This window comes from Micromonospora sp. CNZ303, from assembly GCF_004345505.1.
On sequence record NZ_SLVT01000001.1, the window covers coordinates 45,756 to 70,218 of the forward strand.

The following is a 24,463-nucleotide window of genomic DNA, read 5'->3' on the forward strand; positions in this document are numbered from 1 at the left end:
CCGTCACGCCCGGGCGCCGCCCCGGCGCATTAGGGGTGCCCGATGGGGAAGATGACATCGGCCGGGGACGTTGTCCGAAGGGCGCCGGGCGTGCGGACGGCATAAACCGTGACAAAGGGGAGCGGACGTGGCGGAGTTGCACACCGGTGTGGGTCGTCAGCGCGGTGCGCGCCCGTGGCCCCGCCCCCGGCGGATCGCGACGCTCTCGGTGCACACCTCACCCCTGCACCAGCCGGGCACCGGCGATGCCGGCGGCATGAACGTCTACATCCTGGAGGTCGCCCGGCGGCTGGCCGAGGCGGGCGTCGAGGTGGAGATCTTCACCCGGGCCACCTCCGGCGACCTGCCCCCGGTGGTCGAGACGGCGCCCGGCGTGCACGTCCGGCACGTCACCTCCGGCCCCCTCGAAGGGCTCACCAAGGAGGAGCTGCCGGGGCAGCTCTGCGCCTTCACCGCCGGCGTGCTCCGCGCCGAGGCGTCCCGGCCCCCGGGCCACTACGACCTGATCCACTCCCACTACTGGCTCTCCGGGCAGGTCGGCTGGCTGGCCAAGGAGCGCTGGGGGGTGCCGCTGGTGCACACCGCGCACACGCTGGCGAAGGTCAAGAACGCCCAGCTCGCGGCCGGGGACCGGCCCGAACCGAAGGCCCGCGTCATCGGCGAGGAACAGGTGGTCACCGAGGCCGACCGGCTGGTCGCGAACACGACGGTCGAGGCCCGCGACCTCATCGACCGGTACGACGCCGATCCGGCCCGCGTCGCCGTGGTCGAGCCCGGGGTGGACCTGGACCGGTTCCGCCCGGCCCCGGGCAACCGCGACCGCGCCGCCGTCGAGGCCCGCCGCCGGCTCGGGCTGCCCGCCACCGGCTACGTGGTGGCCTTCGTCGGCCGCATCCAGCCGCTGAAGGCCCCGGACGTGCTCATCCGCGCGGTGGCCGCGCTGCGCGAGCGCGACCCGGTCCTCGCCGACCAGGTGACCGTGGTGATCTGCGGGGGCCCCAGCGGCAGCGGGCTGGACCGGCCGACCGCCCTGATGGAGCTGGCCGGCACGCTCGGCGTCGCCGACCGGGTGTGTTTCCTGCCCCCGCAGACCGGTGACGACCTGCCCGCCCTGTACCGGGCCGCCGACCTGGTCGCGGTGCCGTCGTACAACGAGTCCTTCGGCCTGGTCGCGCTGGAGGCACAGGCCTGCGGTACGCCCGTGGTGGCCGCCGCCGTCGGCGGCCTCGTGACCGCCGTGCGGGACCAGGTCAGCGGCGTGCTGATCGACGGCCACGACCCGGCCGACTGGGCCCGTACGCTCGGCCGCCTGCTGCCGGACCGGCCCCACCGCGCCGAGCTGGCCCGGGGCGCGGCGCGGCACGCCCGCAACTTCTCCTGGCACCGCACCGCCTCCGGGCTGCTCACCGTCTACGGCGAGGCGATCGCCGCGCACCGGGCCCGGCTCGCCTCCGAGCTGGCCTGCGGCCCGGCGATGTCCTGCTCCTGGTGACCGCTGGCGCGCCGGCCTGCCGGCCTGCGGTCGCGCGCCGACCATCGTTGCCTGGTGCCGACCGTCGTTGCCTGGGCCGGCCGCTCTCGTGCCGGCCGTCGTTTCCTGGTGCCGGCTGCTGTCGTGCCGGCCGTCGTCGTCCGGTGCCGGGGCGGTGCCGGCCGTAGAGTGGATCCGATGAGCGGGAAGAGTGATCTTGCGGCCCTGATCGAGTCGGTCTGCGACGAGCGGGAGCTGGCCTGGGAGTCGACCGGCCCGGGCTCGTACGCGGTCACGCTGCCGGGCACCCACAAGCTGAAGACGGTCTGCAACCTCATCCTCGGCGAGCACGCGCTGCGGATCGAGGCGTTCGTGATGCGCCAGCCGGACGAGCGGCGCGAGGAGCTGTGGGCCTGGCTGTTGCAGCGCAACGCCCGCATGTACGGCGTGTCGTTCTCCGTCGACGCGGTCGGCGACGTCTACCTGACCGGTCGCGTCAACCCGGCCGGGATCGACGCCGACGAGCTGGACCGGCTCCTGGGCGCGGTGCTGACGTACGCCGACGAGTCCTTCGACACGATGCTGGAGATCGGCTTCGGCAGCTCGATCCGGCGGGAGTGGGAGTGGCGGGTCAAGCGGGGCGAGTCCACCGCCAACCTCGCGGCGTTCGCCCACCTCTTCGAGCCGTCCCCGGGCACGGCCGGGCAGCCGGGAGCGGCCGGGTAGTCGGGCAGTCGGGCGTGGCCGGGTAGTCAGGCGTGGCCGGGCATCCGGATGCCGTCGGCATTCGTCGCCGTCGGGCAGCCTGGTGCCGTCGGCAGTCGGATGCCGTCGGGCCGTAGCGGTGCCGCCGGGCCGACCGGGTGTGTCGCCGGCGACCGTCTCGGGTCGTGCTCGCAGGGATGGTCCTGGCCGCGCTCGTCGACCGGCCTGGACCACGGGTGCCCCGTTCGGAGGTTCGGACCGGTCCTGACGGGTATGCCGCACCGCGCGGTGCGGCACTGGGACCCGCCGCGCGCCGAGGACCAACTGTCGAGGAGCGTGAGCGTCCCATGGCTCAGCGGAACAGCTCAGGTCGCGGCGGGACTGCGACCAGGACGAAACGGCAGCCGGGCAACCAGACCCCGAACACCCCGTCGATCTCCGAATCCGAGATCTCCGGGATGAAGGTGGACGAGATCCGGGGGCAACTGCGCAAGCGCGGGGTCTCCGGCATCTCCGCCCTGCGTAAGCCGGAACTGGTGAAGACGCTGGCGAAGACCCTGCGGGCGGAGCGTCCCTCGGGCGGTGCCGCGCGTCGCAGCACCGGGCCCGCCGGTCGGGCGACGGGGACGCGGGCGTCCGCCGGACGGGCCGCCGCCACGAAGAAAGCGGCGTCGGGCCGGGCAGCGAACAAGGCCGCCTCGGGCCGGGCACAGGCGGCGAACAAGGCCGCTCCAGCGAAGAAGGCGGCGGCGAAGAAGGCTGCGGCGAAGAAGACGGCGGCAGCGAAGAGGGCACCCGCGGCGAAGAAGACGGCGGCAGCGAAGAGGGCTCCGGCGGCGAAGAAGACGGCGGCGAGGAAGACGGCTCCGCCGGCGAAGGCGGCGGCGAAGAGGGCTCCGGCCAGGAAGGCCGCCGCGAAGGCGGCCCCGGCGAAGAAGACCACGCCGGCGGCCCGGAAGTCCACGGCGGCCCGCGCGTCGGCGTCGTCGCGGGCGGGCACGACGCGCGGCGGTACGGCAACCGGTGTCCGGACCGGGCGGAGCACCTCGCGGTCGGTGCGCTCCTCGCAGCTCATCTCGTCCACCGCCGACCGGCCGGAGCGTCCCGGCCGAAGCCTGGTGACCACCAACCACGACGTGATCCGCAACTGGGCGCGGGAGCGCGGCGCCGCACCGGCCACGATCGCGGGGACCGAGCGGGAGGGGCGGGCCGGCGTGCTCACCTTCAACATGCCCGGTTACCGAGAGAGCAGCCGGGTACGTGAGATCACCTGGGACGAGTGGTTCCGGACCTTCGACGAGCGGAAGCTGAACCTGATCTACCAGGAGCAGCTCCGTGACGGCCGGCCGAGCAACTTCTTCCGTACGGAATCGCCCGATCGTGAGGACGCCTGACGTGTTTGGGGGAATGGTCGACGGGTAAGCGCTGTTGGCCACCACCGAGGCCCGAAGTGACGGTACTCCCGGTGGGCACCGGAGCTGTGACCGGCGAGACAGCCCATCCAGGTTGTCTTCGTAATCCCGGGCGAACTAACTTTATTGCACCGCGCCACGCTTGGAACCGTTCGGGGGAGCGGTGGATCGATCAGATCCGTGCACCGAGTGAGGCGCAGGGGACGGGTGGAACAACACCGTTGGGGGACGGTGGCCACCTGTTTGGACCGGCGGCGCGAGCGGGCGACGCCTACGGGGGTGGGCTTCGCCCGCCGCCGCCGGTCATACGGTGCGAACGCCCATCGCGATCACGAGTCGCGATGGGCGTTCTGCTGTCCCTACCCCCTGTCCCTCCCCGCCCGCCGCCTGTGGTGATCATGAGTTGATCCCCCAAGGGCGCCGACCTGATGATCACCGCACCGAGGACGGGGTGGGGGTCGCGGAGTGGGGAAGCGGGGTGGAGAGCTGGCGGAGGGCGGCTACGCGGCGTTCGCGGGGTGGGCCGGCGAGCAGGTGGCAGCCGGCGGCCAGCAGCCCGAGCCCGCCGACGATGAGCCAGTGCCGGTCCCCGAGGTACTGGAGGCTGACCCCGCCCAGCGTGGGCGCCACGAACGACGCCGCCGGGAAGGCCAGGTAGAACACCGACTGGTAGCGGGCCCGCAGCTCGAGCGGGGCGAGGTCGGCGTTGATCTGCGCGTTGGGCGGCGCGGCGAGCATCTGGCCGACCGTCCAGACCACCGCCGCGGCCAGGTAGACCGCCACGTCGTCGGCGAACGCGAGGGTGGCGAAGCCCAGCGCCAGCAGCGCGGTGGAGACGGCCAGGACGCGGTCCTTGCGGTGCCGTTCGATCAGTCGCGGCACGAAGAGCTGCCCGAGCACGATCAGCACTCCGCCGAGCGCCACCACCGCCCCGTACGCCGACGGGCGCAGGCCGTCCGACCGCATCGCCAGGGGCATGATCGTCGACGTCTGCATGGTCAGCACGGCCAACACGAAGGTCAGGCCCACGAAGGTGAGGAAGGTGCGGTCGGTCAGCGCCGTGTGCAGCCCCGGCTGCCGCTCCCGCCCCGCCCGCCGCCACCCCGCCCGCCGCTCCCGCCGCCCCACCCACCGCCACCCCGCCCGCCGCCCGCGCCCCGCCCGCCGCGTCACCGCTCCGCTGCCGCGGCTCGGTGCCAGCCGAAGATCTTGGACACTTTCTGTCCGGTCGGAGCGGGAAGTGTCCAAGATCGGGGCAGCCTTGGCGGCACGGCGGGGGAGCGTCTCCGGGACCTTCCAGGCGATGACCACCGCCGCGAGCGCGGTGGCGGCGGCGTCGACCAGGAAGAGCGCGACGAAGCTCGCCTCGGCGAGGAGACCGGCCAGCAGCGAGGCCACGGCCATGCCCAGGTTGAACGCCCAGAACTGGAGGTTGAAGGCCCGGGAGCGTCGCCGTTCGGGCACCACGTCGACGATCGCCGCCACGAAGGCTGGACTGGGCATCGAGTGCGCCACCCCGACCAGGGCGGCGAGCGCCGCGATCATCACCAGGTGCCGGCTGAAGGCCAGCCCGACCATCAGTCCGGCGGTGGCCAGGTGGGCGGCGAGCAGGGTGGACCGCCGCCCCCACCGGTCGGCCAGCACTCCGCCGAGCAGCACGCCGCCCGCCCCGCCCAGCCCGTACGCCCCGACGACCGTGCCGGTGAGCGCCTCGCTCGCTCCCCGCGCCTCGGTCAGGTAGAGCGACAGGAAGAGCATCGCGAAGGCGCCGGCCCGGTTGATCAGCAGGCCGGCCCAGAGGTACCAGAAGGTGGCGGGGAGCCCGCCCGCGGTGTCGTCCAGCCAGCGGCGCAGGGCCCGCACCCGTCCTCCCGACAGTTCTGTTTCCTAACTGAAGCGTCCTCGACCGTAGGAAGCCGAGGGCCGCCGCGCCAGGGTGTCGCTGGTCACCGCGCTCCCGTTGGCTCCGGCGCCAGCCCCGGGCCCTTGCCCGTCAGGCCGTCGCTCCCTGCCGGGCCGACCGGCCGCCCCGGGCCCTCGCCCGTCAGGCCGTCGCCCCCTGCCGGGCCGACCGGCCGTCCCAGGCCCTTGTCCGGCAGGCCGTCCCCCCGTGCCGGGCCGCTTGGCCGTTCCGGGCCCTTGTCCGGCAGATCGTCGTCCCCTGCCGGACCAACCGGCTCGGCGGGGGCCGTCGCCGCCGCCTCGGCGGCCTGCGGGGCGGGCGGGCGGATCGCCACCACCGGCACGACGGGACCGGTGGTGGCCCGCAGCAGTGCGGCCCGCCGCTCCCGGGCCGGGCCGGAGATCAGGTGGGCGAGCGCCATCAGCCCGCCGATGGCGGCGCAGCCGAACCAGAGCTGGGCGTTGCCGGCCTGCTCCCGGACCAGGCCGCCGAGGACCGGCGCGACCGCGGCGGCCCCCTGCCAGGAGAGCGAGAAGACGCCCTGGTAGCGGCCGCGCAGCTCGGCGGGGGAGAGTTCGGCGATCAGGGTGGCGTTGGAGGGCGAGTTGAGCATCTCGCCGACCGTCCAGACCAGCACGGTCAGGCCGTAGAACCAGGCGGTGTCGGCGAAGGCGGTGAGCCCGAACCCGACGCCCATCACCACCGACGCCAGGGCGAGCACGTGCGAGCGGCTCCGGCCCCTGATCAGCCGGGGTACGAAGAGTTGGCCGACCACGATCAGCACCCCGTTGAGCGCGATGACCGAGCCGTAGGTGGTGGGGCTGAGCCCGGAGTCGCCCATGGCGATCGGCAGCATCGAGATGTGCTGGAGGAAGACCAGCGCGGCGAACAGGTTGAGCGCCACGAAGCCGAGGAAGACCCGGTCGCGCAGGATGGTGCGCAGCGCCCCGACCGGGGCGCCGGCGCCCCGCTGGCCGCCCCCACCGGCGGGGGCCCGCCGGGTCTCGCCGACCTTGAGGAAGATGACGAGTGCGGTGATCACGGTGGTGGTCGCGTCGACCACGAAGAGCAGCAGGAAGCCGGCCTCGGCGGCGAGGCCGGCGAGGATCGCCGCGCTGGCGAAGCCGAGGTTGATCGCCCAGTAGTTCAGCGAGAAGGCGCGCAGCCGGTCCTTCTCCGGCACCACGTCGATCACCATCGCGCCGAACGCGGGCCGGGCCGCCTCGGCGAACATGCCGAGCAACAGGGCGCCGAGCGCCACGGCCCACAGTTCCCGGGCGAAGCCGAGGGCGAGCATCATGATGGCCGCGCCGAGATGCGCGGTGAGCAGGGTGGGCCGGCGGCCCCAGCGGTCGCTGAGCGTGCCGCCAGCGGTGGTGCCGAGCGCGCCGCCGACGCCCCACAGGCCGAGCACCAGCCCCGCCTGCGACGCGGAGAAGCCGCGCTCCTGCGTCAGGTAGATGGCCAGGAAGACCAGGACGAACGAGCCGAGCCGGTTGATCAGGGTGCCGGCCCACAGGTACCAGAAGGTGACCGGTAGCCCGCCGGTGGTGTCCCGGAACCAGCCCTGCATCGTCCGCACGTCGGCGCCCCCGCCCGTAATGACCGTCTTGATTGTTGCGCCTTACAACCTAGTGTCAGGCCGGATCTCCGGGCAGCGCATTTTCCACGTGGTGGTCGTCACGACCACCGCCCGCGCGTCGCCCGGCGACGTGCGGCAGGATGATCGGCATGACTGCTAGCGAGGGGCCCACCGTCGGGACGCTGGTCCTGCTGCGGCACGGCGAGAGCGACTGGAACGCCAAGAACCTCTTCACCGGCTGGGTCGACGTCGACCTGACCGAGAAGGGCGAGACCGAGGCGCGCCGCGGCGGCGAGCTGCTGCGCGAGCACGACCTGCTGCCGGACGTGGTGCACACCAGCGTGATGCGCCGCGCGATCCGCACCGCCGAGCTGGCGCTCAACGCCGCCGACCGGCACTGGATCGCCGTGCGCCGGTCGTGGCGGCTCAACGAGCGGCACTACGGCGCCCTCCAGGGCAAGAACAAGAAGCAGACCCTGGAGGAGTACGGCGAGGAGCAGTTCATGCTCTGGCGCCGTTCGTACGACACCCCGCCGCCGCCGATCGCGGACGACGACGAGTTCTCGCAGGTCGGCGACCCGCGTTACGCGCTGCTGCCGAGCGAGCTCATGCCGCGTACCGAGTGTCTCAAGGACGTCGTCGAGCGGATGCTGCCGTACTGGTACGACTCGATCGTGCCGGACATCCTGGCCGGCCGCACGGTGCTGGTGGCCGCGCACGGCAACTCGTTGCGCGCCCTGGTGAAGCACTTGGACCAGATCTCCGACGAGGCGATCGCCAAGCTCAACATCCCCACCGGCATCCCGCTGCGCTACGACCTGGACCCGCACCTTCGCCCGCTCACCCTGGGCGGCACGTACCTGGACCCGACCGCCGCCAAGGCGGCCGCCGCCGCGGTGGCCAACCAGGGCCGCTGACGCACGTTTCAGGTGTAAGGAAGGGCCCCTTCCTAACGCAATGCGTTAGGAAGGGGCCCTTCCTTACACCTCAGCCGGCCGTGGGGGTGGTCTGGCCGGTGATCAGGTAGACCACGTGTTCGCCGGCGTTGACGGCGTGGTCGGCGAAGCGCTCGTAGAAGCGGCCGAGCAGGGTGGCGTCGATGGCGGTCTCCACCCCGTACGGCCAGTCCTCGCCGAGCAGCAGCCCGAACAGGCTGCGGTGCAGGTCGTCCATGGCGTCGTCGTCGCCGTCGAGTTCGGCGGCGAGGTCGGCGTCGGGCTTGGCGAGCACCGAGCCGATCTTGATGGCCATCCGGTCGGCGATGGCGGCCATGTCGGTGAAGGTCGGCCGCAGCTCCGCCGGAACGGCCGGCGAGGGGTGCCGGCGCAGGGCGGTCTTGGCGACGTGGTCGGCCAGGTCGCCCATCCGCTCCAGGTCGGCCGCGACGTGCAGCGCGGTGATCATCGCGCGCAGGTCGGAGGCGACGGGGGCCTGCCGGGCGAGCAGGTCGCAGACCCGCTCCTCGACGTGCCGGTAGAGCTCGTCGATCTCGGCGTCCCGTTCGATCACCGTCTCGGCCGCCCGGCGGTCCGCGGTGAGCAGGGCGTGGGTGGCCTGCCGCATCGCGGCCCGGACCCCTTCCGCCATGTCCACCAGCAGTTGGCTGACGATCTGGAGGTCAGCCCGGAACTCGTCGCGCATTGTCACGTCCTGTGGTCGCTGGTTGTCGGTCGCCCAGCCCGGGACCGGCGCAACGGTCGCCGGCTCCGTGGTGCGGGCGAGGGTCGCCGGCCCCGGACCGGCCGGGAGCAGGTGCGCCGCCAACGGTAGGTCGGGCGGGGAGACCCGAGGTGAACCTCGGTGAACGACGCCGGACGCGGGAGTGAACTTTGCCGGAAGCGAAGGTGATTCATCCTATTTGTGGTGGTTGCCAGGTTAACAATGACCCTACGATCGCCGGGTGGAATGGGCGGTGACGGTCGGGGTGGCCGTGGGGCTGGCGGTCGGACTGGTCGCCGGGGTGCTGCTGCCCCGGCTCGTTCCGGCGCTGCGCGAACGCGCCACGCGGGCGGGGAGCCGGTCCGGCTTCCCCCACACCTCCGGGAGGCTCCCGATAGCCGAGGATCCGCAGTCCGGCATCGGCCGCCGGACCATCGACTCCCTACGGGCCGGCGTGGTCGTGCTCGACCCCGACGACCTGCCCGTCCTGGTCAACCCGGCCGCCCGCGCGATGGGGCTGCTCCGCACCGGCCCCACCCAGGGCTCGATCGCCGCCCACCCGCTGATCCGTACGCTCGCCGGGCAGGTGCGCCGCACCGGCGTGCGGCGCGAGATAGAGCTGGACCTGCCGCGGGGCCGCGACAACGCCGGGGTGAACCCGCTCGGGGTGCACCTGCGGGCGATGGGGATCGGCGCGGGCTTCATCGCCGTCGAGGCCTCGGACGTGACCGAGTCGCACCGCCTGGCCCGGGTCCGCCGCGACTTCGTCGCCAACGTCAGCCACGAGCTGAAGACCCCCATCGGGGCCCTGCAGCTCCTCGCCGAGGCGCTGCTGGACGCCACCGAGCCGGCCGGGGCGGGCGCGCCCGACCTCTCCGAGGACCTGGTCGCCGCGCGTCGGTTCGCCGAACGCATCCAGCACGAGTCGACCCGGCTGGGCCGCCTGGTGCAGGAGCTGCTGGAGCTGACCCGCCTCCAGGGCGCCGAGCCGCAGCCGCCCCCGGAGCCGGTCGCGATCGACTGGGTGATCGCCGAGGTGATCGACCGGACCCGCACCTCAGCCGCCGCCCGCCGGATCGAGGTGGCCGTCGACGCCGAACGGGGCCTGACCGTCCACGGCAGCGACACCCAGCTCGCCACGGCCGTGTCGAACCTGGTGGAGAACGCCGTCAACTACTCGGGCGAGGACACCACCGTCCGGATCACCGCCCGCGCCGCCGACGAACACGTGGAGATCTCCGTCGCCGACCAGGGCATCGGGATCGCCCCGACCGACGTGGACCGGATCTTCGAGCGGTTCTACCGGGCCGACCAGGCCCGGTCCCGGTCGACCGGCGGCACCGGCCTCGGGCTGGCCATCGTGAAACACATCGCCAGCAACCATGGCGGAAGGGTGGAGGTGTCGAGCACTCTTGGTGGTGGATCGACGTTCACCCTCCGGCTGCCCACCCGTCCCCCCGACGAGGGCCTGGCGACACCGCCGCCCGCTGGGATCGAGGCCGGTCCGGCCGAGCTCCGGCAGGCCTGACAGCACATGGAAAGGAAGTCCCGTTGAGCCGCGTACTGGTGGTCGAGGACGAGGAGTCGTTCTCCGACGCCCTGTCGTACATGCTCCGCAAGGAGGGTTTCGAGGTGTCCGTCGCCGCGACGGGGACCGAAGCCCTCACCGAGTTCGACCGGACCGGCGCCGACATCGTGTTGCTCGACCTGATGCTGCCCGAGATGTCCGGCACCGAGGTGTGCCGGCAGCTCCGGCAGCGCTCGCACGTGCCGATCATCATGGTCACCGCCCGGGACAGTGAGATCGACAAGGTGGTCGGCCTGGAGATCGGCGCCGACGACTACGTGACCAAGCCGTACTCGCCCCGGGAGCTGGTCGCCCGGATCCGGGCGGTGCTGCGGCGGCAGAGCGCCGAGGCCGCCGAGTCGGGCGGGCCGACGCTGGCCGCCGGCCCGGTCCGGATGGACATCGAACGGCACGTGGTGACCGTCGACGGCGCCCCGGTCCAGCTACCGCTCAAGGAGTTCGAGCTGCTGGAGCTGCTGCTGCGCAACGCGGGCCGGGTGCTCACCCGGGGCCAGCTCATCGACCGGGTCTGGGGGGCCGACTACGTCGGCGACACCAAGACCCTCGACGTGCACGTCAAGCGGCTGCGCTCCAAGGTCGAGCCGGAGCCGTCCGCGCCGCGCTTCATCGTCACCGTGCGGGGTCTGGGCTACAAGTTCGAGCCCTGACCGGCGTACGCACGACGGGGCCCGCGCCGCGCGCGGGCCCCGTCGTCGTCGGTCAGGCGCCGTCGGCGGGGTGCGGGGCGACCATGCCCTGCCGCCTGCGCGCCCCGCACACCTCGGCCAGCTTCGCGTACGCGGGGGCGCCCACGAGCGCGGTCAGCTCCGGGCCGTAGGAGACGTACATCGGCTCGCTGCCGACGTGCGCGTCCGTGGACGACGTGCACCACCAGTCCAGGTCGTGCCCGCCGGCGCCCCAGCCCCGCCGGTCGAACTCGGAGAGCGTGGAGACCAGCACCTTCGTGTTGTCCGGCCGCTTGACCCACTCCTGGTCGCGGCGGATCGGCAGCTGCCAGCAGACGTCGGGCTTGTATTCCAGCGGGTGCACCCCGTCGCGCAGCGCCTGCGCGTGCAGGGCGCAGCCGGCGCCGCCCGGGAAGCCGGCGTCGTTGAGGAAGACGCACGGCCCGTCCGCCTCCTGGGTGGCGGTACGGCGGGCGGAGTTCTTGCCGTCGATCGTGTCGTTCTCCGTCCAGTTCTTGAACCCGCGCCGGAAGTGCTGCCACGTCGCCGGGGTCAGCCGCTTGACCGCGGCCCGGACCCGCTGCTCGTCGTCGGAGTCGGTGAAGAACGCGCCGTGCGAGCAGCAGCCGTCGGCGGCCCGACCGGCGACGATGCCGTGGCAGCCCCGCCCGAAGACGCACGTCCAGCGGGAGAGCAGCCACGTCAGGTCGGCCCGGATGAGATGGTTGTCGTCCGCCGGGTCGGCGAACTCGATCCACTCCCGGGGAAAGTCCAGGGGCACCTCGCGGCTGCGGGGGTCGTCCGGGTCGTCCACCAGCACACGGAGTTCGATCTGGCCTGTCACCCGGCCCAGCGTACGCCCGGTGCCCCCGCCGGTCCGCCGAGCCGCGCAATCCGGTTGGCCCTAGTGTCTTCAGCATGCGACTGGGTGTCCTCGACGTCGGTTCCAACACGGTGCACCTGCTGGTGGTCGACGCCCACCACGGGGCGCACCCCTGGCCGGCGCACTCGGAGAAGGTCGTGCTGCGGCTGGCCGAGCAGATCGGCCCGGACGGCGCGATCACCGAGGCCGGCGCGGACGGCCTGGTCAAGGCGGTCGGCATGGCCAAGGCGGCCGCCGCGGGGCTGGGCGCCGAGGACCTGATCGCGTTCGCCACCTCCGCCGTCCGCGACGCCACCAACGCCGCCGAGGTGCTGGCGCGGGTGCGCGACGAGACCGACGTACGCCTGGAGGTGCTGCCGGGTGCGGACGAGGCGCGGCTGACCTTCCTCGCGGTGCGGCGCTGGTTCGGCTGGTCGGCTGGTCGGCTGCTGGTGCTGGACATCGGCGGCGGCTCGCTGGAGCTCGCGGCCGGCATCGACGAGGACCCGGCCGTGGCGGTCTCCCTGCCGCTCGGCGCCGGCCGGCTCACCCGGGACCGGCTCCGGGTGGCCCCCGACAGCGCGGCGCCGCCGCCGGCCGAGGCGGTCGACGAGCTGCGGGCGTACGTCGACGGGCTGCTGGAACCGGCCGTCGCGCAGCTGACCGCGGTGGGCTGGGAGCGGCCGGTGGCCACCTCGAAGACGTTCCGGACGCTGGCCCGGCTGGCCGGCGCGGCGCCCTCCGGCGCCGGACTGTGGGCGCCCCGCCGGCTCACCCGCGCCGGGCTGCGCCAGGTGCTCGGGTTCATCCGGCACATCCCGCCGGCCCAGCTCGTCGAGCTGGAGGGGGTCAGCGCTGGCCGCGCACACCAGCTGCTCGCGGGGGCGGTCGTCGCCGAGGCCGTGCTGCGCCGGCTGGACGTGGACGCGCTGGACATCTGCCCCTGGGCGTTGCGCGAGGGCGTGATCCTGCGCCACCTGGACCACCTCGGCCCGCTCTAGGAGGCAAGGAGTGTGATCTGGGCGGTTTGCGGTCTCTCGTCACGAGGTGTCGATCGACCCCGGCTACCCTCGATGGTGTGACTTCCCGCGTCCCCGTGCTCCTGTCCACGTCCTCGGTCTTTCCTGAGCGGACCGCGGCGGCGTTCCAGTTGGCCGCCGCGCTCGGCTACGACGGCGTCGAGGTGATGGTCTGGACCGACGCCGTCAGCCAGGACGCCGGCGCGCTGCGCGGGCTCGCCGAGCACTACGGCGTCCCGGTGCTCTCCGTCCACGCGCCCTGCCTGCTGGTCACGCAGCGGGTGTGGAGCCCCGACCCGTGGGAGCGGCTGCGCCGCTCGGCGGAGCTGGCGGCGACGCTCGGGGCGCCCACCGTGGTGGTGCACCCGCCGTTCACCTGGCAGCGGGACTACGCGCGCAACTTCGCCGACGGGCTCGCCGCGATCGCCGCCGACCACCCCGACCTGCGCTTCCCGGTCGAGAACATGTACCCGGTCCGGATGGCGGGGCGGCAGTTCGTGCCGTACGTCCCGGGCTGGGACCCGACGGAGACGGGGTACGACTCCTACACGCTCGACCTGTCGCACTGCGCCGCCTCGCACACCGACTCGCTGGCGATGGCCGACCGGATGGGGGCCAACCTGGCCCACGTGCACCTCGGCGACGGCACCGGCGAGGGCCGCGACGAACACCTGGTGCCGGGGCGCGGCACCCAGCCCTGCGGCGAGCTGCTCTCCTCGCTGGCCGGGCGCGGGTTCACCGGCTCGGTCGCCGTGGAGGTCACCACCCGGGGCGCGAAGAGCCGCGCCGTGCGCGAGGCCGACCTGCGGGAGTCGCTGGCGTTCGCCCGCCAGCACCTCGGCACCCCGTCCCCGGTCGACGCCTGAGCCTCGGTTGCGGGCCGAGCCCCGGTCGCGGCCCGAGCCTTGGGCGCGGGCGCCGGTCGAGGCCCGTCTCCCGGCCGACGCGTGGGCGCCGGCCGAGGGACGGGCGTCAGACGGTCGTGCTGAGCGATTCCTTGCTGCTCACGCCGGCCTGCTCGCCGATGGCCGCGCGCTTGCGGGCGCGGTGGGCGGCCACGTGCGAGCGGGTGGCGCAGCGTTCCGAGCAGAACCGCCGGCAGCAGTTGGACGAGGTGTCCAGGTAGACGTTGCCGCAGCGGTCGTCGGCACACACCCCGAACCGGGCGCTGCCGTACTCGCAGAGCCAGACCGACAGCCCCCAGGCGGCGCCGGCCAGGTATTCGGCACTCACCGAGGCGCCCCGGCTGGTCACGTGCATGTGCCAGTCGCTGGAGTCGTGCCCGGAGATGCGGGGCTGCACCGGGAACGCCTCCAGCAGCGCGTTGAGCTCGGTCACCGCCTGGGCGTCCCGCCCGGATGTGCCGTACTCGAAGACGTCGCGCAGGCGCTTCTGTGCCCGCCGGAATGTCGCGAGGTCCCGTTCCGCCACCTCGTCGCGCATCCACGCGTTGTCGTCGGGGAAGAGGGCCCGGAGGTCGTCGAGGTCGTCCAGGCGGGCGTTGACGAGGTCAACGCCGGTCCGGGCGTACGCGTCGAAGTTCACGCCCACAACCGTAGACGACTCAGGGGACCCGTGGCGCGTCGATGTAGTGCGGCAGGAACCGCGCGTAGCCGTCGGTGATGAGGCTCGCGCTCTCCCGCACCCCCACCCCGGCCGACTCGCCGTCGACGATCCAGCTGCCCAGCACCACCCGGTTGCCGGCGAACTCCGGCAGCGCCCGGAACTCCTGGTAGCACCAGCCCTCGTCGCCGTAGATCCCCGGGTTGGTGATCTCGGTGTCGCCGGTGACGATCCGCACCGAGCCGCCCTCGCGGCCGAGCAGCGGCTTGGCCACGTACTCGGTCATGCCGCGCGGCGAGTCGAGGTACGCCGGCAGCAGCAGCTCGTGGCCGGGGTACAGCTCCCAGAGCACGGCGAGCAGCGCCTTGTTAGACAGCAGCAGCTTCCACGCCGGCTCGATCCAGGTCGTCGGGGTGCCCGGCTCCAGCGCCAGCGGCCCGTACGGCTCGGCGAGCATCCACTCCCAGGGGTAGAGCTTGAAGCAGGTGGTGACCGGCTGGTCGGCGGCGTCGACGAAGCGGCGGCCGTCCCAGCCGAGCCGCTGGATCGGCTGGAGCGTGACCTCCAGCCCGGCCTGGCGGGCGGTCTCGGCGAGGTAGCCGGCGGTCATGTGGTCCTCGCCGGACTCCTCCTCGTTGGACCAGAGCACGTGCACCCGGCGGTCGTGCAGCCCCGCGCCGATCTTCGCCCAGGCCTCGACGAGGCGCTCGTGCAGGCTGTTCCACTGGTCCAGCTCCGGCCGGGTCTGCTCCAGCCAGTACCACTGGATGATGCTCGCCTCGACCAGCGCGGTGGGGGTGTCGGCGTTGTATTCCAGCATCTTCGGGGGCCAGCTGCCGTCGTAGGCGAGGTCGAAGCGCCCGTAGAGGGTGGGCGGCGCCTCGCGCAGCGACCGGGCCACGGCCTCGGCCGCCCAGGCGGGGATGCCGAACTCGGCGTAGCGGTTGCGCGCGACGACGTGCTCGGCGGCGGCGACCGACATGCGGTGCAGCTCCTCGGTCGCCTCCTCCAGCCGCAGCACCTCGTCCAGCTCGAACGCGTACGCGGCGGTCTCGTCCCAGTACGACATGATGCCGCCGTCGGGCAGCTCGGTGTCGACGTACACCAGGCCCTGGGAACGGATGGTGGCGTCCCAGTCCGGGCGGGGGGTGACCGACTCCCGGCGCACCTCAGCCGCCGCAGGAGGCGAGGTGGGTGCCGAAGCCGCCCCGGTCGGGCACCGCCGCGGCGGCCGGCTCCGGCGCGGTGCGCCCGGCGGTCACCGTGGGCGCCCGCAGCGCCAGGGCCACCGTCTCGCCGCCGCCCACGGGGCCGAGGGCGCAGTCGTCATCGTCGTCGTCCGAGGACATGTTGCAGCCGGAGAGGGTGAGCGCGAGGACGGTGAGCGCGCCGAGCTGCACGGAGGCCGACCGGAGCCGGCGGCGGGGGCGTTGTTCCACGTCATCGTTGTAACCGATGGGGGCCACCGCCGTCCGCCCCCGGCCGGTGCCTGTGACGGTGTTGGGACCTGGCGACCGAGGCTGCGCCCGCTGCCCCGCGCGGGGCCACCGGCGGGCGTTACGCTCGGTCCATGCTCCGTACCGTCATCCTCGCCGCCTCCCGGTCACCCCAGGTCGAGCGGCTCGTCGCGACGGCCCCGTTCACGCGGGACCTCGTCCGCCGGTTCGTCGCCGGCGCCAAGACCGACGACGCGTTGCGCGCGACCCGCGAACTCGTCGACGACGGTCTCGCGGTCACCCTCGACAACCTCGGCGAGGACACCGTCACCCCCGAGCAGGCCACCGCCACCCGCGACGAGTACGTGGGGCTGCTCCGGCGGCTCGCCGAGGCGGGGCTCACCCCGGCCGCCGAGGTGAGCGTCAAGCTGTCGGCGCTCGGCCAGATGTTCGACGAGCAGCTCGCCTACGACAACGCGCGGGCGATCTGCGCCGCCGCCGAGGAGGCGGGCACCACGGTCACCCTGGACATGGAGGACCACACCACCACCGACTCGACGCTCGACATCCTCGCCAAGCTGCGCAAGGACCACCCGTCGACCGGCGCCGTGCTCCAGGCGTACCTGCGGCGGACGGAGTCGGACTGCCGCGAGCTGGCCACGGCCGGTTCCCGGGTCCGGCTGTGCAAGGGCGCGTACAAGGAGCCGGAGTCGGTGGCCTACCAGTCCGCGCGCGAGGTGGACAAGTCCTACGTGCGGTGCATGAACATCCTCATGTCCGGCGACGGCTACCCGATGCTGGCCACCCACGACCCCCGCCTGATCGCCATCGGGGAGGACCGGGCCCGTTGGTTCGACCGCGGCCCCGAGCGCTTCGAGTTCCAGATGCTCTACGGCATCCGCCCGGAGGAGCAGGCCCGGCTGGCCGGCGAGGGCTACACCGTGCGCACCTACCTGCCCTACGGCGAGGACTGGTACGGCTACCTGATGCGCCGGCTCGCCGAGCGCCCGGCCAACCTGATGTTCTTCGGCCGGGCCGTGCTGTCGAAGAACTAGGTCAGCCGTTCGACCAGCCCCGGGTGCTCAGCACCAGGCGGTAGCCGTCCGGATCGGCCACCGTCACCCCCCCCCAGCGGTCCCAGTACGGGCCGGCGGAGACCCTCGTCCCGCCGGCCCGTTCCCGTTGCCGGACGAGTTCGTGCGACCTGGTGCGGTCAGCCCTTGACGGCGTTGGCTAAGTGCATTAGCTTTTCAGTTATGACAGTTAGCTATGTGGAGCGGGACGGCGGGCGGATCGCCTACGAGGTGCACGGGCAGGGGCCGCTCGTCGTCCTCTCGCACGGCATGGGGGAGAACCGCGGCTCCTTCCGCCACCTGGTCCCGCTGCTCGTCGCGGCCGGGCACCGGGTGGCGGCGGTGGACGTCCGGGGGCACGGCGCGTCCAGCGCCGGCTGGCCGTCGTACGCCCCGGCGGAGGTCGGCGCCGACCTGCTCGCGGTGGTCCGCGACCTCGGTGGCGGACCGGCCACCCTCGTCGGCAGCTCGTCCAGCGCGGCGGCAGTGGTCTTCGCCGCCGCCGACGATCCCGCGCTGGTCAACGGCGTCGTCCAGCTCGCCCCGTTCGCCGAGGAGCCGAAGCTCAACCCGTTCATGCGGGTGGCCCTGGCCGCCGTGCTGCGCAGCCCCCGGCTGTTCGGGCTCTTCCACCGCACGCTCTTCCCGTGCGAGCGGCCGGCCGACGACGCGGCGTACCGCAAGGCGATGGTCGCCACCCTGCGCGAGCCCGGCCGGATGGCGGCGATGCGCGGCGTGATCGCGCCGGCCGACCCGCACTGGACCGCGCGGGCGCGCGAGGTCCGGCAGCCGGTGCTGGTGCTGATGGGCACGAAGGACCCGGACTTCCGCGACCCGGGCGCCGGGGCGCGGGCGGCCCGCCGGCTCTTCGCCACCGCCGAGGCCCGGATGATCGACGACTCCGGCCACTACCCGCACGCCGACCAGCCGGCGCGCACCGCCGCCCAGCTCGCCGAGTTCCTTGCGGTCACCGGTGCCTAGGGCCGGGCTGACCCAGGCAAGCGTGGTGCGCGAGGCGGCCCGGCTCGCCGATGAGGTCGGCGCCGACCAGCTCACCCTCGCCGCGCTGGCCAACCGGCTCGGCGTCGCGCTGCCGAGCCTCTACAAGCACGTGCGGGGGGCCGACGCGCTCGCCCAGAAGCTCTCCGCGCTGGCCACCGCCGAGCTCGCCGACGAACTGACCGCCGCCGCCGCGGGCCGGGCCGGCGGGGACGCGCTGCGGGCCGTCGCCACCGCCTACCGGGCGTACGCGCACCGGCACCCCGGTCGCTACCCGGCCACCCAGCGGGTGCCGGACCCGGCCGACTCGGAACACGTCGCCGCCGGCGAGCGGGCCGTCGGGGCGATCCGGGCCACCCTGCGGGGCTACGGGCTCGACGGCGACGACGCCGTCGACGCGACCCGGATGCTGCGCAGCACCCTGCACGGGTTCGTCTCGCTGGAGGCGGCCGGCGGCTTCGGCATGCCCCGCGCCGTCGGCGCCACGTTCGACAACCTGGTCGTCGCGCTGGACGGCGCGTTCCGGTCCTGGCCCTGCGCGGACCGCCGCTGACGGCCCTGGGTCTGCCGCCGCCCTTCTCCGGCCTGCCAGGCGGCGTGGCTCGCCGGGCCGTGGTCGCCGGGCCGGCCCGATGGTCGTACCCTTCGGCGGGTGACTGACGGGCAGCCCGGAACGGACGGCCGACCGGTGACGGACGGCACGCCGGCCGCCGCGAAAGAAGAGGCCGGGCCCGCTGACGGCGCCGGGTCCACTGTCGAGGCCGAGCCCGCTGAGAGGGTCGAGCCGGCTGGTCCCGCCGAGAGGGTCGCGCCTTATCTGAGGGCCGAGCCCGCCGAGGAAGCCGAGCCCGCCGAGAGGGCCGAGCCGGCTGATGAGGCCGCGCCCGCCGCGTCGGCCGTTCCGGTGGCGGTGGGCAGCGGGCGGCCGTCGCGGCGGATCCGGCCGCTCGGGGTGGCGCTGGCGGTGGTCGTACTGCTGCTGGCCTGCGGCCTGCCCGCGGCGCTGGTGGCCGGCCTGGTGCACGCCGGTGACCCGACGGCCCCGGGGGCGTCCGCCGCGCCGGCCGACGACCCCGCCACCGGGGCCGCCCGCCGGCTCGGCGAGCGGATGACGGCCGAACTGGCCCGGCAGTCCGCCGCCCTGCTCGGCGGGGACCGCGCCGGGTTCCTGGCGGTCGCGGAGCCGGTCGCGCATCCGGACCTGCGCCGCCGGTACGCCGCGCTGCGCGCGCTGCGGGTGACCGCCTGGCAGGCAGGCGCCAACGGCCTGCCCACGCCGGTCGAGGGCCGGCCCGGCGAGTGGCGGTTGCTCGTCGAGTTCCGCTACTGCTTCGTCACGCCGGACTGCCGCACCAGCCGGGTGCTGACCGGCACCCGGTGGCGGGCGGGGGAGCGGCCCCGGCTGCTCGCCGTGGAGCCGTCCCGGTCCGCCGAGACCGGCACCCGGCCCTGGGAGGTCAGCGAACTGGCCGTGGCCGTCGGTCGGCGTACGCTCGTGGCCACCACTCCCGCCCTGCGCAAGGAACTGCCCGACCTGCTGGCCCAGGCGGAGGCCGCCGCCCGGGTCGCCGACACGTACGCCGTGGGCGGCCGCACGCCGGACCGGTACCGGATCTTCCACGCGGGCCGGGACGAGTGGCAGCGCTGGTACGGCGGCGGCCGGCCGAAGTGGACGGGCGGCTACGCGGTCACGGTCGGCGGCGGCCACCACGAGGTGGTGCTCAACGCCGACGGTCTCGTCCCCGGCGGGGTGGACGACCTGCTCCGGCACGAGCTGACCCACGCCGCGTCCCTGCCGGAGCGGGGCTACCCGGGCAAGGGCACCTGGTGGCTGGTGGAGGGGCTGGCCGAGTACGCGGGCGCCGACGGCGAGCCGATCGACCGGTACGCGGGACTGGACGAGGTGCGGAGCCTGCTCGGCGGCGGCTGGGACGGCCGGCTCGACAGCCTCAGCCCGGCCGACGACGCCCCGGCCGACCGGGTCAGCGGCAGCTACGGCGTCTCCTACCTGGCGGTCCGGCACCTGGTCGACCGGTTCGGTCCGGAGCGGCTGCTCGCCTTCTTCGCGGCCGTGGTGCACGAGCGCACGCCGGTGGACCAGGCGGCCGAGCGGGTCCTCGGCGAACCCTGGTCCGCCCTGCACGACGAGTGCGTCGGGTACGTCCGGGCCGTGGTCGGCTGACGGGCCGTGGTCGGCTGGGGGCCGTGGTGGCTGAGGGGCCGGGCGGCGCCGTGGCCCCCGCTGGTGCCGGTCCGAGCAGCCCCCGACATTCATGATCGACCGCTGTCGGGCCGCGCCGGGCGACCTGACACACTGGTGCCCGCTCCCAGCGCGGAGCCCCGGTCCGCGTCCGGAAGCGGCCCGGGGCACCCGTCCGGTGGCTCCGGTGGCGCCGCCGGAGCCACCGGACGCCTTCCGCGCGGCGGCCCGGTTCCGGCCGTCGCGGCGGCCACGTGCGTCGGGCAGCGTCCCGACCGCCCCGGACCGGACGGCGTGTCCCGGACAAGGACCGATCGGACGCCGGGCGCAACAGGTTCGACAACGAACCGACCGGTCGGGTGGACACCGGCGAGAATCATGATCAGTTGTACGAAGGGATCGCGCCGGTCACAGCCGTCCCGCTACCGTACTGGTAACACGCGCGTCGCCGGTCCGGGCGGGACGAACCCGTCCGGTGGCACGCGCCGGGCATGGGATTGGTCGGTGAGCCATGGCCGGGTCGCAGTCCGACGGACGGCTGTCGGAGGTCAAGTTCCTCACCGTCGCCGAGGTGGCGACGGTGATGCGGGTGTCGAAGATGACGGTCTACCGCCTGGTGCACAGCGGTGAGCTCACCGCGGTCCGGGTCGGCCGGTCGTTCCGGGTGCCCGAACACGCGGTGCACGAATACCTGCGGGGCGCCTTTCAGGAAACCGCCTGACCCTCCCGCGGGCCGTCGTCCGAGCACGACGTAACGGGCATCGACGGGGGCGCGTTGGTCCTGCTGACGCTCTCCGGCTACCCTGGACCCCGACCGTGACCGCAGGTGCGCCCTCCCGCTAACCCCGCTGGTCCGGTCCGTTGTCCGCAAGCGGTCGCCGACGCCACACCGTGGCGTCAGCCGGTCGCCCCGCACGTTGCATCGAAAGGCTTTCGTATGGGCTCGGTGGTCAAGAAGCGCCGCAAGCGCATGGCTAAGAAGAAGCACCGCAAGCTGCTGCGCAAGACCCGCGTCCAGCGTCGCCGTCTCGGCAAGTGACCGGGGCCGGGTCCCGGCCCGGCTCCCGTCTCCACTTGCCAACTGTCGACCCTCGGAGGCTCAGGTGATCACGCCGCGGATGTCCCGGCTCGGTCCCGCCTGCCGGGGAAGGTGCGCGACATGACCCCCGGCGGCACCCCAGGTGTCCCGGGGGTCGTCGTCGTCACCGGGGTCAGCCGCTACCTCGGCGCGCACGTCGCGGCCCGACTCGCGGCCGACCCCCGCATCGAGCGGGTCATCGGCGTGGACCAGCCCGAGCCCGGCGCCGAGTTCTCCGACCTGCTCGACCGGGTCGAGCGCGTCCGCATCGACGCCGGCTCGCTCGGCGGCCTCCTCGCCGACCTCGATGTCGACGCGGTGGTCCACCTCGCGCTGGTGACCTCGCCGGACCCGCAGCACGGCGGCCGCTCGGCGATGAAGGAACAGAACGTCATCGGCACGATGCAGCTCCTCGCCGCCTGCCAGCGCGCGCCCCGGCTGCGCAAGCTCGTGGTCCGCTCCTCCACGGCCGCCTACGGCGCGTCCTTCCGCGACCCGGCCGTCTTCACCGAGGAGACCGAGCCGCGCGAGGTGCCACGCGGCGGGTTCGGCCGCGACATCCTGGACATCGAGGGGTACGTCCGCGGCTTCCGCCGCCGCCGGCCCGACGTCACCGCGACCGTGCTGCGCTTCGCGCCGTTCATCGGCTCGACCGCCGACACCACCCTCACCCGCTACTTCTCCCGGCCGGTGGTGCCCACCGTGTTCGGGCGGGACCCCCGGTTGCAGTTCCTGCACTTCGACGACGCGCTGGAGGTGCTGCACCGGTCGATCGTCGAGGACCATCCGGGGACGTACAACGTGGCCGGGCCGGGCGTGCTCTCCCTGTCGCAGGCGATCCGGCGGGCCGGCCGGGTGGCCGTGCCGGTGCTGGAGCCCGGCCTCTCCAGCGCCGCCGCGATCGCCCGCAACCTCGGCTTCGGCCGCTATGGCCTGGACCAGGTCGACCTCTTCGTGCACGGCCGGGTCGTCGACACCAGCCGGCTGGAGCAGGAGTACGGCTTCACGCCCCGCTCCACCGCCGCCGCCTTCGACGACTTCATCCGCGCCCACTACGGCGGGGTCGTCGTGAACCGGGACCAGTTGGCAATCGCGGAGCAGCTCGTGCTGGACGGGATCCGGCAGGTCCGGGCGGCTGTGCGGGAGGGATCGTGAACGGGCCGGAGGAGCGGCGCGACGGCCGCTACGACGTACCGCTGACCGTGGCCGCGCCGGGCGCGGAGCCCGCGCGGGCGAACGGACACCATCTCGGCACGCCCGACGAGCCCGACACCTCCGCCACCGACGAGCCGGTCGCGCACGACGCGCCGGCCCCTGCCGACGAGCCGGCCGCCGCCGTGGCGGACCCGACGCCGGGCGGCACGGGACCGCACGATGCGCCGGCCCCGGTGGGTGGGCCGGCGGTGTCGGACCGGCCCGGCGACCACTGGGACCGCAAGGTCGCCAGGGGCCTGGCGTTCCTGCGTCGTCGGCTCTCCGGCGACTACGAGGTCGACGAGTTCGGCTTCGATCCCGAGATCACCGACGCGGTCTTCCACCCGCTGCTGCGGATGCTCTACCGCGACTGGTTCCGCACCGAGGTCACCGGCCTGGAGCACGTGCCCACCGAGGGTGCCGGCCTGGTGGTCGGCAACCACTCGGGCACCGTGGCGCTGGACGCGCTGATCCTCTCGGCGGCGCTGCACGACCAGCACCCGGCGCGCCGCTACCTGCGGCTGCTCGGCGCCGACCTGGTCTTCCGGATGCCGGTGGTCTCCGAGCTGGCCCGCAAGACCGGCGGCACGGTCGCCTGCAACCCGGACGCGGAGCGGCTGCTCGGCAACGGCGAGTTGGTCGGCGTCTTCCCCGAGGGCTTCAAGGGCATCGGCAAGCTCTACTCCGAGCGCTACAAGCTGCAACGCTTCGGCCGGGGCGGGTTCGTCTCGGCGGCGCTGCGCACGGGCACCCCGATCGTGCCGGTCGCCATCGTCGGCGGCGAGGAGACCTATCCGATGCTCGCCGACATCAAGCCCCTGGCGCGGCTGCTCAAGCTGCCCTACTTTCCGGTCACGCCCACGTTCCCCCTGCTGGGACCGCTCGGCATGGTGCCGCTGCCGAGCAAGTGGCTGATCGAGTTCTGCCCGCCGATCCCCACCGCGCACCTGACCGACTCCGCCGACGACCCGCTGGTCGTGTTCAACCTCGCGGACCAGGTGCGGGAGACCATCCAGCAGACCCTGCACCAGCTGCTGGAGCGGCGCCCGGACCCGTTCGGCCCCTGACGGATGCGGCCGGCCCGCGTCGCTGAGGGCGCGGGCCGGCCGGTGCCGCTGACGGCGCGGGCGACCGGTGCCGTCAGCCGTCGCGGCGGCGCCGGTGCAGCGCCAGCCCGGCGCCGACCGCCCCGGCGACCAGGCCGGCCGCCGCGGTGGACGGTACGGCGATCTTGACGGCGCGGCGGCCGGTGCGGAAGTCGCGGACGTCCCAGCCGCGCTGCCGGGCCTCCTTGAACAGGGCCGCGTCCGGGTTCACCGCCACGCCCCGGCCCACCATGGAGAGCATCGGCAGGTCGTTGCACGAGTCGCTGTAGGCGGTGCAGCGGCGCAGGTCCAGCCCTTCGACCGCGGCGAGCTGGGTGACCGCCTCCGCCTTGGCCGGGCCGTGCATCAGGTCGCCGACCAGCCGGCCGGTGTACGCGCCGTCGACGATCTCGGCGACCGTGCCGACCGCGCCGGTCAGGCCCAGCCGCGCGGCGATCACCCGGCCGATCTCCACGGGCGCGGCGCTGACCAGCCAGACCCGCTCGCCGGCGTCCAGGTGGCGCTGGGCGAGCTGACGGGTGCCGGCCCAGATCCGGGGCGCCATCAGCTCGTCGAAGATCTCCTCCGCGAGGCGCTCCACGTCGTCCACCCGCCAGCCCTCGACGAAGGCGAGGGCGGCCTCCTTGGCCTGCGACATGTCGCCGGCGTGCTCGGTGGCGAGCAGCCGGAACCGCAGCTGCTGCCAGGCGAACCGGGCCAGGTCCGCGGTGGTGAAGTAGTCGCGCGCGGCGAGGCCCCGGGCGAACCAGTAGATCGACGCGCCCCGCATCATCGTGTTGTCGACGTCGAAGAAGGCCGCCGCGGTCGGATCGGGTGCCGGGGGAGCGAGGGGTGCGAAGTCGGTCTCCGCCCAGCCGGCGGTGTGACCGTGGGCGTCGGTGCTGACGGTCACCTTGCGGCTGCGGGCCACGCGACCTCCCTCCGCTCGACCGGCGCGACGTGTGCTTC

At 73.9% G+C, this 24,463-nt stretch carries 23 protein-coding genes and 3 pseudogenes; 17 read left to right on the plus strand and 9 right to left on the minus strand.

All coding sequences use genetic code 11. The annotated features are described in order from the left end of the window. Positions 1–127: 127 nt before the first annotated feature. The 3 genes from mshA (at position 128) to EV374_RS00265 (ending at position 3,570) form a co-directional block, all read left to right on the plus strand. On the plus strand, positions 128–1,492 hold the full coding sequence (gene mshA, locus EV374_RS00255) for a D-inositol-3-phosphate glycosyltransferase (RefSeq protein ID WP_132230782.1): 1,365 nt from the start codon (positions 128–130) through the stop codon (positions 1,490–1,492). Positions 1,493–1,669: 177 nt separating this feature from the next. After that, positions 1,670–2,197 carry a type III secretion system chaperone family protein gene (locus EV374_RS00260; protein ID WP_132230783.1) on the plus strand — a complete coding sequence of 176 codons (528 nt, stop codon included), beginning with the start codon at positions 1,670–1,672 and terminating at the stop codon, positions 2,195–2,197. A gap of 437 nt (positions 2,198–2,634) precedes the next feature. Beyond that, positions 2,635–3,570 (plus strand): hypothetical protein, encoded by a 936-nt coding sequence (locus EV374_RS00265; RefSeq protein WP_486485542.1) that lies wholly within the window; start codon positions 2,635–2,637, stop codon positions 3,568–3,570. 450 nt (positions 3,571–4,020) lie between these two features. Here EV374_RS00265 and EV374_RS00270 read toward each other — a convergent pair whose 3' ends face one another. Together EV374_RS00270 and EV374_RS00275 are read right to left on the minus strand one after the other, a co-directional pair. After that, positions 4,021–5,451 (minus strand): MFS transporter, encoded by a 1,431-nt coding sequence (locus tag EV374_RS00270; protein ID WP_132230785.1) that lies wholly within the window; start codon positions 5,449–5,451, stop codon positions 4,021–4,023. A gap of 299 nt (positions 5,452–5,750) precedes the next feature. Then, positions 5,751–7,073 (minus strand): annotated as a pseudogene (locus EV374_RS00275) (MDR family MFS transporter); the annotation flags it as partial. Between the two features lie 149 nt (positions 7,074–7,222). Here EV374_RS00275 and EV374_RS00280 point away from each other — a divergent pair. Then, positions 7,223–7,990 carry a phosphoglyceromutase gene (locus EV374_RS00280; RefSeq protein ID WP_132230786.1) on the plus strand — a complete coding sequence of 256 codons (768 nt, stop codon included), beginning with the start codon at positions 7,223–7,225 and terminating at the stop codon, positions 7,988–7,990. A 70-nt stretch (positions 7,991–8,060) separates the two neighbouring features. Here the strand turns inward: EV374_RS00280 and phoU are convergent, their stop codons facing one another. Next, positions 8,061–8,714, minus strand: a complete 654-nt coding sequence (gene phoU, locus EV374_RS00285; RefSeq protein WP_132230787.1) for a phosphate signaling complex protein PhoU — start codon at positions 8,712–8,714, stop codon at positions 8,061–8,063. Positions 8,715–8,973: 259 nt separating this feature from the next. Here phoU and EV374_RS00290 point away from each other — a divergent pair, with 259 nt between their 5' ends. Then, positions 8,974–10,260 (plus strand): ATP-binding protein, encoded by a 1,287-nt coding sequence (locus tag EV374_RS00290; protein WP_132230788.1) that lies wholly within the window; start codon positions 8,974–8,976, stop codon positions 10,258–10,260. Positions 10,261–10,283: 23 nt separating this feature from the next. Continuing rightward, on the plus strand, positions 10,284–10,967 hold the full coding sequence (locus tag EV374_RS00295) for a response regulator transcription factor (RefSeq protein ID WP_132230789.1): 684 nt from the start codon (positions 10,284–10,286) through the stop codon (positions 10,965–10,967). 52 nt (positions 10,968–11,019) lie between these two features. On the opposite strand, the gene EV374_RS00300 is transcribed toward EV374_RS00295, so the two are convergent. Beyond that, positions 11,020–11,829 (minus strand): DUF3109 family protein, encoded by an 810-nt coding sequence (locus EV374_RS00300; protein ID WP_132230790.1) that lies wholly within the window; start codon positions 11,827–11,829, stop codon positions 11,020–11,022. 74 nt (positions 11,830–11,903) lie between these two features. On the opposite strand from EV374_RS00300, the gene EV374_RS00305 reads away from it, so the two are divergent. Together EV374_RS00305 and EV374_RS00310 are read left to right on the plus strand one after the other, a co-directional pair. Beyond that, entirely contained in the window at positions 11,904–12,848 is a 945-nt protein-coding gene (locus EV374_RS00305; RefSeq protein WP_132230791.1) for a Ppx/GppA phosphatase family protein, read from the plus strand. A gap of 77 nt (positions 12,849–12,925) precedes the next feature. Next, entirely contained in the window at positions 12,926–13,732 is an 807-nt protein-coding gene (locus EV374_RS00310; protein ID WP_207913771.1) for a sugar phosphate isomerase/epimerase family protein, read from the plus strand. A 106-nt stretch (positions 13,733–13,838) separates the two neighbouring features. Here EV374_RS00310 and EV374_RS00315 read toward each other — a convergent pair whose 3' ends face one another. Genes EV374_RS00315 through EV374_RS00325 form a run of 3 tightly spaced genes read right to left on the minus strand, consistent with a single transcriptional unit; the run spans position 13,839 to position 15,868 of the window. After that, the gene (locus EV374_RS00315) at positions 13,839–14,411 is read right to left on the minus strand and encodes a CGNR zinc finger domain-containing protein (protein ID WP_132230792.1); all 573 of its coding nucleotides are present in this window, start codon (positions 14,409–14,411) and stop codon (positions 13,839–13,841) included. A gap of 19 nt (positions 14,412–14,430) precedes the next feature. Continuing rightward, a complete protein-coding gene (locus tag EV374_RS00320) occupies positions 14,431–15,597 on the minus strand; it encodes a glutathionylspermidine synthase family protein (RefSeq protein WP_132230793.1) in 1,167 nt (388 codons plus the stop codon). A gap of 1 nt (position 15,598) precedes the next feature. Next, on the minus strand, positions 15,599–15,868 hold the full coding sequence (locus EV374_RS00325) for a hypothetical protein (RefSeq protein ID WP_225852019.1): 270 nt from the start codon (positions 15,866–15,868) through the stop codon (positions 15,599–15,601). Positions 15,869–15,999: 131 nt separating this feature from the next. On the opposite strand from EV374_RS00325, the gene EV374_RS00330 reads away from it, so the two are divergent. Further along, positions 16,000–16,920, plus strand: coding sequence for a proline dehydrogenase family protein (locus EV374_RS00330; RefSeq protein WP_132230794.1), 921 nt, complete (start codon positions 16,000–16,002; stop codon positions 16,918–16,920). Position 16,921: 1 nt separating this feature from the next. Here EV374_RS00330 and EV374_RS33145 read toward each other — a convergent pair. After that, positions 16,922–17,065, minus strand: a pseudogene (locus EV374_RS33145) (VOC family protein); the annotation flags it as partial. Between the two features lie 56 nt (positions 17,066–17,121). Between EV374_RS33145 and EV374_RS00340 the strand changes: the two are divergent. The 8 genes and pseudogenes from EV374_RS00340 to EV374_RS00375 all read left to right on the plus strand — a co-directional run bounded on the left by EV374_RS00340 (position 17,122) and on the right by EV374_RS00375 (position 23,476). Then, on the plus strand, positions 17,122–17,919 hold the full coding sequence (locus tag EV374_RS00340) for an alpha/beta fold hydrolase (RefSeq protein ID WP_132230795.1): 798 nt from the start codon (positions 17,122–17,124) through the stop codon (positions 17,917–17,919). A 22-nt stretch (positions 17,920–17,941) separates the two neighbouring features. Next, positions 17,942–18,490 carry a TetR/AcrR family transcriptional regulator gene (locus EV374_RS00345; RefSeq protein ID WP_486485509.1) on the plus strand — a complete coding sequence of 183 codons (549 nt, stop codon included), beginning with the start codon at positions 17,942–17,944 and terminating at the stop codon, positions 18,488–18,490. A 99-nt stretch (positions 18,491–18,589) separates the two neighbouring features. Then, a complete protein-coding gene (locus EV374_RS00350) occupies positions 18,590–20,119 on the plus strand; it encodes a hypothetical protein (RefSeq protein ID WP_486485510.1) in 1,530 nt (509 codons plus the stop codon). Positions 20,120–20,209: 90 nt separating this feature from the next. Further along, positions 20,210–20,374: pseudogene (locus EV374_RS33150) on the plus strand (ABC transporter ATP-binding protein); the annotation flags it as partial. Positions 20,375–20,648: 274 nt separating this feature from the next. Continuing rightward, the gene (locus EV374_RS00360; RefSeq protein ID WP_007465625.1) at positions 20,649–20,858 is read left to right on the plus strand and encodes a helix-turn-helix domain-containing protein; all 210 of its coding nucleotides are present in this window, start codon (positions 20,649–20,651) and stop codon (positions 20,856–20,858) included. A gap of 216 nt (positions 20,859–21,074) precedes the next feature. Beyond that, on the plus strand, positions 21,075–21,176 hold the full coding sequence (locus EV374_RS00365; protein ID WP_007465623.1) for a 30S ribosomal protein bS22: 102 nt from the start codon (positions 21,075–21,077) through the stop codon (positions 21,174–21,176). A gap of 120 nt (positions 21,177–21,296) precedes the next feature. After that, positions 21,297–22,370 (plus strand): NAD-dependent epimerase/dehydratase family protein, encoded by a 1,074-nt coding sequence (locus tag EV374_RS00370; RefSeq protein ID WP_132230797.1) that lies wholly within the window; start codon positions 21,297–21,299, stop codon positions 22,368–22,370. A 233-nt stretch (positions 22,371–22,603) separates the two neighbouring features. After that, positions 22,604–23,476: a lysophospholipid acyltransferase family protein gene (locus EV374_RS00375; protein ID WP_132231301.1), complete on the plus strand. Its 873-nt coding sequence runs from the start codon at positions 22,604–22,606 to the stop codon at positions 23,474–23,476. A gap of 73 nt (positions 23,477–23,549) precedes the next feature. Here EV374_RS00375 and EV374_RS00380 read toward each other — a convergent pair whose 3' ends face one another. Beyond that, on the minus strand, positions 23,550–24,425 hold the full coding sequence (locus EV374_RS00380) for an HAD family hydrolase (RefSeq protein WP_486485511.1): 876 nt from the start codon (positions 24,423–24,425) through the stop codon (positions 23,550–23,552). Between the last annotated feature and the right edge of the window lie 38 nt (positions 24,426–24,463).